Source organism: Kocuria flava, from assembly GCF_001482365.1.
In the GTDB taxonomy this organism is placed as follows: domain Bacteria; phylum Actinomycetota; class Actinomycetes; order Actinomycetales; family Micrococcaceae; genus Kocuria; species Kocuria flava.
The window spans coordinates 874,930-888,593 of sequence record NZ_CP013254.1 but is presented as its reverse complement, the minus strand read 5'-3'; the positions used below and the strand labels follow the sequence as shown (position 1 = coordinate 888,593).

The 13,664-nt window shown below is 66.0% G+C and carries 5 protein-coding genes and 1 pseudogene; 2 read left to right on the top strand and 4 right to left on the bottom strand.

All coding sequences use genetic code 11. The features are described from left to right. Nucleotides 1-41: 41 nt before the first annotated feature. Together AS188_RS04000 and AS188_RS03995 are read right to left on the bottom strand one after the other, a co-directional pair. On the bottom strand, nucleotides 42-1,352 hold the full coding sequence (locus AS188_RS04000; protein WP_058857760.1) for a hypothetical protein: 1,311 nt from the start codon (nucleotides 1,350-1,352) through the stop codon (nucleotides 42-44). A 295-nt stretch (nucleotides 1,353-1,647) separates the two neighbouring features. After that, nucleotides 1,648-2,790, bottom strand: coding sequence for an ATP-binding protein (locus AS188_RS03995; protein ID WP_058857759.1), 1,143 nt, complete (start codon nucleotides 2,788-2,790; stop codon nucleotides 1,648-1,650). Between the two features lie 251 nt (nucleotides 2,791-3,041). Here AS188_RS03995 and AS188_RS03990 point away from each other — a divergent pair, with 251 nt between their 5' ends. Further along, nucleotides 3,042-5,951: a PD-(D/E)XK nuclease family protein gene (locus AS188_RS03990; RefSeq protein WP_058857758.1), complete on the top strand. Its 2,910-nt coding sequence runs from the start codon at nucleotides 3,042-3,044 to the stop codon at nucleotides 5,949-5,951. Beyond that, nucleotides 5,948-9,337, top strand: coding sequence for a UvrD-helicase domain-containing protein (locus AS188_RS03985; RefSeq protein WP_058857757.1), 3,390 nt, complete (start codon nucleotides 5,948-5,950; stop codon nucleotides 9,335-9,337). The genes AS188_RS03990 and AS188_RS03985 overlap by 4 nt, the downstream gene beginning before the upstream one ends. A gap of 281 nt (nucleotides 9,338-9,618) precedes the next feature. On the opposite strand, the gene AS188_RS16825 is transcribed toward AS188_RS03985, so the two are convergent. Together AS188_RS16825 and AS188_RS03980 are read right to left on the bottom strand one after the other, a co-directional pair. Continuing rightward, complete coding sequence (locus AS188_RS16825) at nucleotides 9,619-12,132, bottom strand: P-loop NTPase (protein WP_169797980.1); 2,514 nt, start codon at nucleotides 12,130-12,132, stop codon at nucleotides 9,619-9,621. A 127-nt stretch (nucleotides 12,133-12,259) separates the two neighbouring features. Further along, nucleotides 12,260-13,585 (bottom strand): annotated as a pseudogene (locus AS188_RS03980) (ISL3 family transposase). Between the last annotated feature and the right edge of the window lie 79 nt (nucleotides 13,586-13,664).

The window sequence follows — 13,664 nt, the reverse complement described above, 5'->3', positions numbered from 1 at the left end:
TCCGGCGCCCTCAGCAGGTGCGTCGGGACGTCCCGGGACGGTCAAGCACCGACAGCGGGCAACACCACGAGCGATCCGTCGCCTCGTCGTTCGATCTCGATGGCGACGTCGGCGTGGTGGTTCTTCATATCAAGGTCGTCGCCCAGGGCGCGCAGGCGGTACACAGCACTGAGAAGGTTGTCCACCTCTCCTTGCGTGTACATGATGCTGCGGAAGCCGCCGCGACGCTTCAATTCGAGAGTCGACAGCCGGAGCAGGACTGCGGTGATTCCGGCGTCGAGTTCGTCGACGCGACGCTCGTCGTCCCGCAACGTGCCAATGAACGTCTCGAACGGGTGGTCCGCTCCCTCCAGCTGTGCATGCTCCACGGCCTGGAGAACCAGTACACGGCGTTTCAGAGCGATCGCGAGGCGAGCGAGTTCCAGGTGCGCGCGGAAAATGCCACCTTCCTCGTTGACGCCGGGAAATGCTTTCGTGAGCGCCCCGATCTCGACCGGACCGTCCCCGAGCTCGACCAGTGCGCGCTGCCACTTGCCCAGCCGCCTGCGTGCCCGTTCGATCGACGCGCCGATGGCGTGCACAGCCGAGTCGAGGCCAAGGGACAGGCCGATGCGCCCCTGGTCGAGGAGGATCGAGGTGGCTTTGTCGATAGCGTCGCGGCAGCCGTCCAGTTCGCTGCGCTCGTCCTCGAGCTTGTCCTCGTGCAGCTGTTCGAGCAGATCCGTGATCCGCTCGATCGATTCCTGGCGTTGGCGCTCGGCATGAGCGCTGACACTGACCGCGACGGCCATGAGCACCAGCGGCGCGGCGACCGTCAATGCCCCGGCACTTGCGGCTGCCACACCAGCGGTGGCAGCCGAGCCCGTGGCCGCTCCCGCGGCAGCTCTCGTGCCGGCAACGGGAACGAGGGTGGCCTTCGCGACGATGCCGGTGGAGCCGACCAGATCGGTGTACACGGCGCCGGGGTTGGCTTTGGCGGCCATGGGTTTCACGAGGCCCTTGCCGACCTGGGCGGCGACCTTGGCGGGAACCACCATTCGGTAGAGCACCTCGCCGCTGTCGGAAATATTGGCCGTGGGCGCCGACTTCGCCGTCCGAGTGACGAGCTGCGACAACTGCTGCGCGAGCGGGCTTGCCGCACTGAGCGGAATACCGGCATTCCGGTCGCGCTTGGCCGACATGGGGTGCGCTTCCAATGTCGCGATCGGAGCGGCTGCGAGTGACGCCAATGCCGTTCTCAGCTCTGCGAGGCGGGCCGGCGTCATGCTTGCATCACCCAGAATGTTCGGAACGCTCTCGTCCTTGGTGGCCAGTGTCCACACCGGCACGGGCGAATTGTTATCGGCAGTCACGTCTCATTCCCCCCCACGCTGACACTTTCGACCATAGGCGGCACCGATGACATGTCGGGGCAATCGTGGCGTGTCCGCTGAATTCCGCAGGCAGAAATCTCGTCGCTGCGTGTGACGTCAATCAGAGTTTCTCCGCGTGCACGCCCGTCCGGCATCCGGCGACTTGCTCATCATGTCGCTCCCGGATCTCCACATCGGCAATGCCCAGGCACACGTTGCCGAGTTCGCAACGGATTGCCTGGAGGAGTTGCGGCGCCTCGTCTCCGACCAGTCACAGGCCTGCAATTGTGGCGGGTCAGCTCTGCCCTCCATCGTCTTGTCCAGCCACCAGGTGTGCCGCGTGCTCGCGCAGGTACTCCCGCAGGTAGGGGGCCTCGAAGTCGACCAGACCGTGGCCCGCCGCCCGGATCATGCCGGCCTTCAGCAGCCGATCGCGGTAGACGCTGGCATAGCGACTGTCCTTGCCCATCCGGCCGGCGATGTCCCCCAGGCGCGAAGGCTCATCGTCCCGGGCCATCATCACCAGGAACGTACGGTCCACCGCGGACAGATCCGCCAGCGCAGGTTCGTGCACCAAGGCACCCAGCCGCGACTGAGCCGCGGCCACTCCTGCCGTGACGTGCTCTTCCGTAATGGGCCCCCTTCCCGCCTGACGCCAGACGTGATAGCCGACCAGCTGGATCATGAACGGATATCCACCTGTGGCTTGTGCGCACTCCATGGCCAGTTCGTCGCTGATGGACCGATCGGCATCCGTGATGATCTGGAGGAACGAATCAGCGACCTCGGCGACCGGAACATCGGCCAGCAGCGGTCGCTCCGCCCGGCGCAGGAAGGTCGTCGGTCGGCTGTCACCGGCCAACAACTCCTCCACAGCCCGCGGCAAGCCGGCCATGATCAGCGATATGCGGCGCCCCTCGCGGACGAGCATCTGGACGTCTCCGGCCAGGATCTGCATCTGGCCCAGGTCAAGACTGTGGATCTCGTCGACCGTGACACATACTCCGGTGCCATGTTGCTCCAGAACATCCAGCAAGTCCGCCAGCTCGTCCGACCAGATCCGCAGCTCCGACCCCGAGGTCTGGCTCTCGCGGCCCAGCTCGCCCACGGGAGTGGTGATCCTCCAACTCGTCGTTTCGGGGCCGCGATCTCGCGAACCAAGCTCCTGCCGGTATGTCGAGGCCCGGCGTGCGATCCGATCGAGCATCCCCGGTCCGGCGGTGGCGTGGATGACGATCCACCCGTTGCGCGTTGCCACGTCGCCGAGTTCGTTGAGCATGACGGTCTTGCCGACGCCCCGGGCGCCGGTCATCAGCTGCAGCAGGTACGGAGCCCCGGGGCCGTCATCGATGGACTCCTGAAAGGCCTCCAGGATCGGCCGGCGCCCGACCAACAGCGGCGGAGTGGCTCCTGCGGTGGGCTTGAAGGGATTGGGCATCGCACCTCCCTTCCGTTTGCTCCGTTTAGATTTCTTTAGAACTTTTAGAATTCTATCCAGGTGTCGTCCAGACGTCACGTCCGGCTCCGCCCTGTGCATTGGCTCACGATCCCCTACAGTCGGGACTGGATTGCGGATGAAAAGCCATGCATCGGAGGGCGCCCGGAGACGAGGCACATCTCCGGTCGGCGTTGGTGGCACGGTCGATGCTTCTGCAGTCCCTGAAATTCGTCGAGGGAAGGACGAGCACCGTGACAGCAGCCCCGGACGAGCAGGACCCGTGGACCGCACTGGCCGACCGGGTCGCCGAGGCCCGCGCGGGGACTCCCCTGACCCGGATCACGATCGTCGTGCCGACGCCGGCCAGCGGCCTCGACGTCGTCCGCCGCCTTGCCCGGGCGGCGGCCGAGAAGGGCGGCCACGGCGTCGCCAACGTGCGGGCCGTGACGGTCGAGGAGCTGGCCACGGAGGTCTTCCTGGCCGACGACGTCGCCCGTGGCCGCAAGCCCCTCACCCCGGCGGTCCGGCAGGCTGCCGCGGCCGGGCTGCTGGCCGCGGACCCCGGCCGCTTCGACTACTGCGCGGACCGTCCCGTCACCGCCCAGGCCCTCGCCCGGTGCTCGGCCACCCTCGACGGCATCGATCTCGACCCCACCGGAGCACCCCCGGTCGTGCACGAGGTGCACCGCGCCCACCGCGCCGTCACCGAACGGCTGACGGGCGGCTTCTGGTCCCGCCACGAGGCGCTGACCACCGCGGCCCGGCGCATCGCGGCCGGCGAGGTGCGGAATCTCGGCACGGTCCTGGCCTTCGCCCTGCCTACCGCCCCCGATCCGGGCACCGAAGCGGTTCTGGCAGCGCTCGGCATCGAGGACGGCGACATCCTGAGAGCCGCACGCCCCCAGCTGGACAACGCCCGGTGGACCAGCGCCTCCGACCCCGAGGACGAGTCCCGCGCCGCGGTCCGGGCCGTCGCCTCCTGGCTGGCCGAGGAAACCCCCGGCCACCGCATCGGCATCTTCTGGTCCTCCGAGGAGATCTACCGCCCGCTCGTCTCCCGACGGCTGCAGGACGCGGGCATCGAGTTCAACGGCCCCGCGCCCGTCCAGCTCGTCGACACCCCGATGGCCCGCACCGTCCTGCGCCTGCTGGACCACCTCCCCGCCCCCGGTCAGCTGCTACCCGTCCGCCCGCTGCTGGACGCCATCGCCGAGGGCCTCGTGCGCCACCGGGAGCTCCCCCTGCCCTCCTCCGCGGCCTGCGAGCGCCTCTGGGTGAAGCCCGTGACCGACGACGACGCCGAACCGGCCGAGACCCCCGGCGAGCAGGACACCTCCGGTGAAACGGGCCCCGCCGAGCCAGGAACCGCGCAGGACACCGAGGAGGCCCGGTCCGCGGAGCGGAAGCGGCGACGCCGGGAGGACCAGCGCGCCTTCGACGCCTTCCACCAGGCGCTGTCCGCCCAGCTGCACGGCATCGCCGAAGCCCGCACGTGGGCCGGGGTCTCGGCGGGGCTGCTCGGCCTGGTGGACGACTTCCTGGCCGCCACCGGCCCCGAGGAACCCACCCGCGCCGCGGCCCGATCCATGCTGCGGGAGGCCCTCACGGACCTGGCCGACCTCGACGGGTGCGGCGCCACCCCCACCCCGGCCACCGTGGCGCACACCGTGGGCGAGGTCGTCACCGCCCACCGCTCCCGGACCGGGCGCATCGGCACCGGGGTGACCACCGGCTCGCTCGGCGACGCCCTGGGCCGGGACCTCGACCACGCGGTGTTCGTGGGCCTGGCCGACGGCCTCGTGCCCGTCCACGCCCAGGAGGACGCGCTGCTGCCGGAGTCGGTCCGACAGCAGACCGAGGGCCTGCCTGAGCTCGACGAGCGCGTCCGGAGACAGAGGGAACTCTTCGAGGCCGCCCTCGCCGTGGCCCCGGAGCCGCTGCTCTTCCAACCCCGCGGCAGCCTGCGGGAGAACCGCAGCTACCTGCCCTCGCGCTGGCTGCCCGCCCTGCTCGGCCGCCCGGAACCGGAGACGGCGATCCCGTCCTCGGTGGCCGGCATCGAACGCTCCGCCGGCTGGGCCACGGCCGCCGAGCCCCGCCCGGTCACCGCCCAGGAGTTGCGCCAGCAGTGGCTGACCGTGCGCGGCCACCGGGCGGACGGTCTCGGCGACGAGCACCTGGACCGCGTCCTGCAGCTGCGCGCCGACCGGCGGCGCGGGCGCTTCACCCGCTTCACCGGCCACGCGGGCCCGAGCGCGCTGCCCGAGGACTTCCTGGACCGGCCCGTCTCCCCCACCGCGCTGGAGGAGTGGGTCAACAACCCCTTCGGCTACTTCGTCACCAAGGTCCTGGGCGCCGAGTTGTTCGCGGACCGGGAGCTCGCCCAGCAGATCGACCCGCTGCTCAAGGGCACCATCCTGCACGAGGCGCTGGAAAGCCACGCGAACCGCGCCATCGAGGACGGCGCGCTCCCGCCCGTGGAGCACCTGCTCGAGGAAGCCGAGCGGATCATGGAGCGGGAGCGCAACGAGTTCTGGATCGAGGACCTCTGGCAGCACCACCGCGCCGAGATGCTCGAGCAGCTCGAGGCCACCCACGGCCACCTCGCCGCCCAGTGCCAGGACGGGTGGGGCATCGACGCCCCCGAGGTGGTCTTCGGCACCGACGCCGAGCTGACCCTGGACCTGTCCGACGGCACGGTCCTGCGCTTCCGCGGCACCGTGGACCGGGTGGACCGCCACGCGGACGGCACGGTGCGGGTGGTCGACTACAAGTCCGGCCGCCGGGACCGGTTCGCCCATCTCACCCGGGAGGACCCGACGGCCGGCGGCACCAAGTTCCAGCTGCCCGTCTACGGCCTCTACGCCCGCTCCCTCGGCGGGGCGGGCGTGCGCAGCGAGTACTGGTTCCTCTCCGCCCCCGGGGAGCCGGTGGGCTACGAGCTGACCGACGACGTCGTCGACGCCCTGCGCACCGGCGCCCACGGCATCGTCACCGCGCTGCGCGCCGGGGTCTTCCCGCACGTGCCCGAGTCGGAGCGCTACACCAACGTCACCACCGTCTGCGGCCACCGGGACGTGACGGCCCTGTGGGAGAAGCTGCGCGACGACCCCGGCCTCGAGCCCCACCTGTCCCTGCTGATCCAGGAGGACGCGAAGTGACCACGCAGACCGTGCAGCTCCCGCTCGTCGACGAGCCCGCCCGCGAGACCATCCGCCACGACCTGGACCGCTCCGTGTTCGTGGAGGCCGGCGCCGGCAGCGGCAAGACCCGGGAGATGGTCCAGCGCGTGGTGGCGCTGGTGGACCGCGGGACGCCCATTACGGCGCTCGTGGCCATCACCTTCACCGAGAAGGCGGCCGGGGAGCTGCGCGAGCGCGTCCGGACCGCGCTCGGGGCCGCCTCCGACGACGACGCCGTGCGCTCCCGCCGCGCCCGGGCCCTGCACGACCTCGACATCGCCCCGATCGGGACCATCCACTCCTTCGCCGCCCGGATCATCCGGGAGAACCCGCTGGAGGCCCGGGTCCCGCCGGGCATCGAGACCCTCGACGAGATCGAGTCCTCGCTGGCCTTCGAGGACCGGTGGCAGCAGATCGTCTCCGCCCTGTTCGGGAATCCCGAGCACTCCGCGGCCATGGAGGTGCTCTTCGCCTGCGACATGACCATGGCCAATCTCCGGGACACCGCCCGGGTCATGGACGAGAACTGGGACCGGCTGCCGCAGCACACTGTGGAGGCCTTTGAGTTCTCCGTCCCGGACACCGAGTGGTCGACGATCATTCGCTCCTGCGACGAGCTGCGCAGCATGCGCGAAGGATGCGAGTCGGTGGACGACCGCCTCTATGTCGGCACCGGGCGCCTTTTGAGCTGGGCGGACGGGATCGAGGCCGCTCGCCGTGGCGCGCCTCGGGCATTGGTGGCTCATCTGGCGAAGGTGCCCACCACGGGGTTCAGCCAGGGATCCAAGGCGAAGTGGACAGGGAACATCGCAGACGTCCGGACGCTGGCGAAAGAGATCAGCGCGAGAGCGGTGACGCTCAAGGACTCTCTGACCGGGCGGGCCCTGGACCTGGTGCTCGGCGTGATGGCCTCGGTGCTGTGCGAAGCCGCTGAGGAGCGCCGCCGGCAAGGACGGCTGGAGTTCCACGACCTGCTCGTCCTGGCCCGGGACCTGCTCGTGGGCGAGGAGCACGCCGAGGTCCGCTCTCGCCTGTACGACAGGTACGCGTGCCTGATGATCGACGAGTTCCAGGACACCGACCCCATCCAGGCCGAGATCGCCCTGCGCCTGGCCTCCTCCGCCGCCTGCGGGCCCGAGGGCTGGCGGGAGCTGCCGGTGGAGGGCGGGCGGCTGTTCATGGTCGGCGACCCCAAGCAGTCCATCTATCGCTTCCGGCGGGCGGACATCGAGACCTACCTGGGCTTCCAGGAGCGGGCCGCGGCGGAGGCGTCGTCGTCGATCGCGACCCTGCAGACGAACTTCCGCTCCGTGGCTCCCGTGCTGGAGTGGGTGAACCAGGTGTTCGGCACGCTGATCGAGGAGGAGCACGGCCGGCAGCCGGCCTACGTGCCGCTCGTGCCGGACCCGGCGCGGCCGCCGCTGCCGGAGGGCTTCGGGCACCCGGTGAGCGTGATCGGCCTGACCCTGCCCGGCGCGGAGGACGGCGGGAAGCCGAAGGCCGCGGAGGTGCACGAGCGGGAGGCCCGGCACGTCGCGCACACGGTGCTCACCGCACTGGGCCGCACCGGCGAACCGGCCTGGCGGCACCAGGACGGGCGCGACGACGCCGAGACACGTCCCGTCACCGAGGAGGACATCGCGATCCTGCTCCCCACCCGCACCTCGCTCGAGGTGCTCGAGAAGGCGCTGGACGAGGCGGGCATCGTCTACCGGGCCGAGGCGTCCTCGATGGTCTACGGCGCGGCGGAGGTCCAGGAGCTCATGCTGGTGCTGCAGGCGCTGGCCAACCCGGCGGACTCGGGCCGGCTCGTGCTGGCCCTGCGCAGCTCCATCCTGGGCTGCGGGGACGACGAGCTCGCCGCCTGGCGGCTGGGCGGCGGCTCCTGGAACTACCGGGCCGACGCCCCCGAGGGCCTCGAGGACACCCGCGTGGCCCGCACCCTGCTGGCGCTGCGCGCCCTCTCCCGGGAGCTGTCCCGGACCGGGGTGTGCGACCTCATGGAGCGGATCCTGGAGCAGTTCCTGGTCCTCGAGGCCGCCACGGACTCGCCCCGGCACCGGGAGACGTGGCGGCGGCTGCGCTTCGTCGTCGACCAGGCCCGCGCCTGGGGCACCGCCACCCACGGGAGCCTGCGCGACTACTTGCGCTGGGCCGGGACCCAGATGGAGGAGGGCGCCCGGGTGAAGGAGGCGGTCGTCCCCGAGACCGACGCGAAGGCCGTGCGGATCACCACGGTGCACGCCGCCAAGGGCCTGGAGTACCCGGTGGTCATCCTGGCCGGGACGGGCTCCACGCCCCGGTCGGGCACCCAGCACGTGCTCTTCGCCGCGGACGGGACCATGGAGGTCTCCCTCAAGAAGGGCCTGGCCACCGCCGGCCACGAGGAGCTCAAGGAGCGCGAGAAGGACATGCTCGCGGCCGAGCGGCTGCGGCTGCTGTACGTGGCGTGCACCCGAGCGCAGAGCCACCTGGTGGTGTCGCTGTACACGGTCTCGGAGAAGGGCGAGTCCTCGCACGCGGCGCAGCTCCGGAAGGCGCACGTGGCGGGCACGCCGGAGCTGCCGTTCGAGGATGTCGAGAGCGGCGGGCGCCGGGCGGAGACCGTGGCCGAGGAGCGGTCCTGGGACGAGGTGCTCGCCGAGTGGACCGCGGTGAGCAGCCGCTGGGCCGAGGCGTCGCGGGTCGAGGGCAGCCGGTCGGTCACGCGCACGGCGCACGCCGCGCCGGCGATTGCGGCCGGAGGGGACGGTGTGCCCGCGCCGTCCGCGTACGGCGTCACAGCCACGCCCGACGACGACGTCCCCGCCGCACCGGCCCCGCCCACCCTCGGGGAGCCCGAGCGCGTCGTGCCGCTGGAGAGCACCGCGCCGGAGGAGAGTGGAGAGCTGCTCCACGGGCCCGAGTTCGGCACCGCGCTGCACCGACTGATGGAACTGTGCGACCTCACCGACAGGGAGTCCATCGACCGACTGGCCCCGGCGGTGGCGGAGCTGCACGGCCTGCCCGGCACCGAAGCCCTGCTCGCCTGCGCCCGCATCGCCTGGGACTCCGAGCCTGTGCGGGCGGCCGCCGCGGGCGAGCACTGGAAGGAGCTCCCGGTCGCCACGGTCGACGAGGACGGCGCCGTCCTCGAGGGCGTGGTGGACCTGCTGTACCGGGAGCCCGGTGGGGACTACGTGGTTGTGGACTACAAGACGGACATGGCGCTCTCCGAGCTGAGCCAGGAGGCCTACCGGCAGCAGCTGTCCCTCTACGCCGGCCAGCTGGAGCGGATCACCGGCGGGCGCGTCCGCGAGCTGGTGCTGGTGTGCTGCCAGCCGACGGTGCCGCAGGTGATGGTGTATGAGCACGCCACGCGCTGAAGTTGAGTTCACTCACCGGGCTAGAAACGGCCGGGCCTCTGCACGCAGGGATCTGTCGATCCCGGAACTTGCTTGTAACTACGACCGCATCAGGCGGAAAACGTTCATATTAAAGGCCGTGCGTATAACCCGCTTCGGCGCGTCCCAGCCAAGCCGCACCAACTAAGAGCCCGGGACATCTTCAACAGAGACACTGGGAGCCCCGAGGGGCTCTAGTAGCACAACACCTCCGCCCCATCAGAATCAATTCACGACCACGCGTATCCAAGCAATATTTAGTACTACTCGTATCCCTTTATTTGCGGAACTCCCCGTCGAACTACGTCAATGAAGTCAACTGCATTTGAATCAGCGTCCCGAACAGTGACCAATTGCAGAAAGTATGACTGCAGTTCGCTAATCTTGTTAGCCTCAGGCGTCTGGCGCACAATGTCTATATTGTAAGCATTGGTTATGCGTCGCGTGATATCAGATTCTAGGTCAGACAGTACGGATCTGCCGTGAGGACACCCCTCCTTAAGGTAAACTAAATAACATTCAATTGACCATCGAATACCAACCCGCACAGGAACTGCTGTAGCATTTTTGCTGCTCCATGCAGCTTCAAGGCGTTCGTGGCCCAGATCGTAAACATGCCAAAATGAGGTACTTCCGATTTCAAACTCACGAAGGGCACGGATAAGAAGAATGCGCCCATAGGTTGTAAGTCGCCATGAATCGTTGCCAGCCAAATCTACCGCCTTGCCAGCATAGGAGGCGGATTTGGCATAATCTCGTAGTAGTTCCTCCGACTTTGATCTTTGCTCCCAAAAGCGTGCGTCCATTTCGTAAAAGGGGTGTATTGAGTCGTATAACGCACGAAGGGAGCTTTTTCCTACAATTTTAACCGCTGACTCCGCGCGCATAACCGCTTTTGCAATACGATATGCCTGCGTTTTCTGCTTTCTAGAATATTCATTCACGTAAGGTGAAAGACTGGCCAAGAAATTGACCAGAACATCGAAAAAGTCATGGCGGGAGGATGAGGCGTGTACATCTTCGGGCCGCATGGCTCGGTACCTCAGGGAGACTTGTCCTCGGCGAACCGTTAAAAACTTATTTAATTGATCACGGGATTGTGGCTTTGAAAAATCATGAGCTTGCACCCCCGCCGCAGAAGAAAAACTCAAAGGTAAAGTAAGGCCAGATTGATGTAGCACAGCCACGAGTTTTATCAAATGAAGCATCTCCGGAGACTGCAGTTCTCCAATCTGCGCCGTCAGTCGACTCCTATATCCCTTACCAAATTCCGCCTCTCCCATGGCGTCGAAGATTTCGCGGCCTTGGAAGAACGCAACTCTAGACGCATGGTCCTTCTGCTGCAGCAGTCCATATCGTCCGGCAGATTCCAGCTTAGTCACAAGAGTTTCAGACTCGCCTCTAGTCAAATGCCACCGACCCCGATCGTCGGCGCGCGTTAAATCCCGAAAGAGGTCAGTAGGAAATCGGGGCAGCACGAAATCTTTTCTAGAAATGGTATCAGCAGCGAGAATGAGCGCGGGTACTTTTTTATCCCTAAGGTCCTTAGCAATGTCAACAATACTATCAGCATAATCCGCAAAGCCATCAAAAACCAACACAGATAGCCCTTGGTGGGCTAAGTAGTCAACGGTCGCCTTGTGATTAGGTTTATGCTCGGATGTGAATTTATATGCGGTAAAGCCTTTGTCTATCAGTCTTTTGGCCATGGCCAAGAGGGCCACGGTCTTGCCGGACACCGGTGCACTGAACAGAAGGTAACACTTTGGGAGTTCCTTATTTATTTCATGGCCCGGAACATCAAGATGCCCCAAAGATTTTGCATACCAGGAAAAGTCGCCGTTCTTTTCTTCAATAATATCCAACCAGGAAGGTTCTTCTCCCGCATAAAAGTCACTTCGTTTTATAACACTGCGGTTATCCACACGAGGCATCATATGGTACTGCTCAGAAAATTCGGCCAGGACTTTTTTGGGCACGTCCGCCGACACCCATTGATAGGAATGCTTAGTACGGTACTCATTTACTAATTGAGCAACTTCTCGAAAAAAAGTTTCGGCCGTTGTCTCGATGCCGATAATATTTCGTATTTCTAATTGCTCTCGCATGGCAGGGCTTATGGTAGAAGATACGTAGAGATTAGGATTAGTACCCGAGGCCTTGCGCGCACGCGTGGACGTAGATAGATCGGGTTCATCTAACAGCGTGGCGCCTACTGTGACGAATGGGTATTGCACCCAGTCATCAAAGAACCTCCTGTGCCAGGCATGTTTCTTGTCGATTGATTCGGCGTACTGCACTATACTGAATATAAGTTGGGAATGATAGTCCGTCCTTGCGCGTCCGTGGAGATGAATGACTTGCAACCCGTCATATTCTCCCGCGTTTTTATGCCAGGAATAGTATTGGACTTTACGGTTGATTTCTGACGGTAGCGCCTTGGTCGCTTGTTCTACAACGTCGTCAATATTGAGATTCCAAATTTTCTTCCAACGTGGAATTAGGGCGTCGCTCCACCACTGTGCCGGTTCACAGTCAGTGAATCTGTCCTTTAGATACTTGTCTAGTTTGCCGTTTTTGTCGCGGTCTTGAGCGATTTCAAAAGCTTCTGTTAAGTTTTCTTGAACGGCCCCAGATAGGTTGTTAAGTTCAGCGGTCATATCCCCTGATCCCGGCAGGAACTCTCCGTTCTTACTTTTGGAATCACGACTGGCTCCCGCGCCGAGCAAGAGGTGATATTCTCCTGAACCCAGCAAAAACCGAACTTCTTCTTGCATGTGGGGCGGTATTTGGTCTATAAATGACATTACAAATCGCTCCAGTCGTGTTCTGTGAAATAGCGAGCTTGATTTGCTAATTTTACCGTATTATCTTGATTATTCGATTCAGTGTCAATGGGGCCCTTCACAATTGAGTGTGGGTAGGGGCGTGTCGCCACGGCCGATGGCCTCCGGCGGCGAGCAGCGCTCGTAGCCGATAGTTGCCGAAGTTCCGGAACTCTCGAGCGACCCGTCGCATTGTCTGGATGACGCCGTTGATCACCTCGACGGGTCCGTTCGAGGCGCCGGCGGTGTCGAAGTAGGCCAGGATCGCCGCCCTTCACCGCCGCAGCGTGCGTCCGAGCCGGGCGATCTCCGGGATGGGGCGGGTCGGGAACGCGGCGAGGATCTCGGCGACGAGCCGGCGTCCCTGCTCTGGGCGGGCGTGGTAGACGGCCCGGAGCTGCTGGTAGGAGTTCCAGGCCAGGGTGACCTCGTGGTGCGGGTCCCCGGCCACCAGCTTCGCACTCAGGCGCCGGATCTGTTTCTCGGTCAGGTACTCCACACCGATCTTCAGGGTCCGCCGGATCCCGTACAAGGGATCGCCGGCGCGGCCGCGGTGGCCCAAGGTGTCCTGCTGCACCCGCCGACGCACCTCGTCAACGACCTGCCCGCCGAGCTTGACCACGTGGAACGCGTCGAGAACGGTGATCGCCTCAGGCAGCTCGTCGCGGATCGCGTTGGCGTAGCCGTGGAACGGGTCCAGGGTCGCCGTGCGGATCCCGTTCGTGAACGCCTTGCCTTGTTCGGTGAGCCAGTCACCGTAGGCCGCTCCGGTGCGCCCGGCCACGAGATCCAGCAACCTCGCCCGGGACCGGCCGTGCTCGTCACGGGAGTGATCGACGATCCCGGTGACCAACCTGGTGCCCGGCGGACCCACGTGGCACCAGACGTGCTCGTCCACACCCAGGGTGTCCACCCCGGCCAGCCGATCCTCGGCGGCCAGCTGGGCCTCGATGACCGGGACGATGGCGTCCCACACGGTGTTCCCGGCGACCCCGAGCATCTCGGCCAGGGCCGAGACCGCGATGTCGTGGTAACGCAGCTGGGCCACCGCCCAAGCGACCGCCCGGCTGGTGAGCTTCGCCCGCGGTGCCGCCAGCTCGTGGACCTCGCTGAAGGTCGTCACCTCGCACGCCATCTCGTGGCAGCGGTAGCGGCGCTTGCGCCAGACCACGCGCACGGGCACCCCGGCGAAGGGCAGATCGTGCAACAGCACCGCCACCCGGCCGTGGTCGGCCGCGAGCACCCCACAGCAGGGGCAGCCCACCAGTGACGGCACGGTTTCGACCACCAAGGTGAACGAGGAGTGGTGACGCTCGATCGTGAGCACATGGACATCGGACAGGTCGAAGAGCGCGCACGTAGCATGAGACACGTCGAGGCCTTCGAGGACGGTTGGAGTAAGCACCCCCATCCCGGAGGCCTCGACCCCTACCCGACCCCCGTGACACGCACCTGGCCCTACCGATCACCCACACTCATCTGGG

What these genes read in the sequence shown, in the direction of transcription:
- AS188_RS16825 (WP_169797980.1), bottom strand. Translation starts at nt 12,132, where the DNA reads ATGCAAGAAGAAGTTCGGTTTTTGCTGGGTTCAGGAGAATATCACCTC.
- AS188_RS03995 (WP_058857759.1), bottom strand. Translation starts at nt 2,790, where the DNA reads ATGCCCAATCCCTTCAAGCCCACCGCAGGAGCCACTCCGCCGCTGTTG.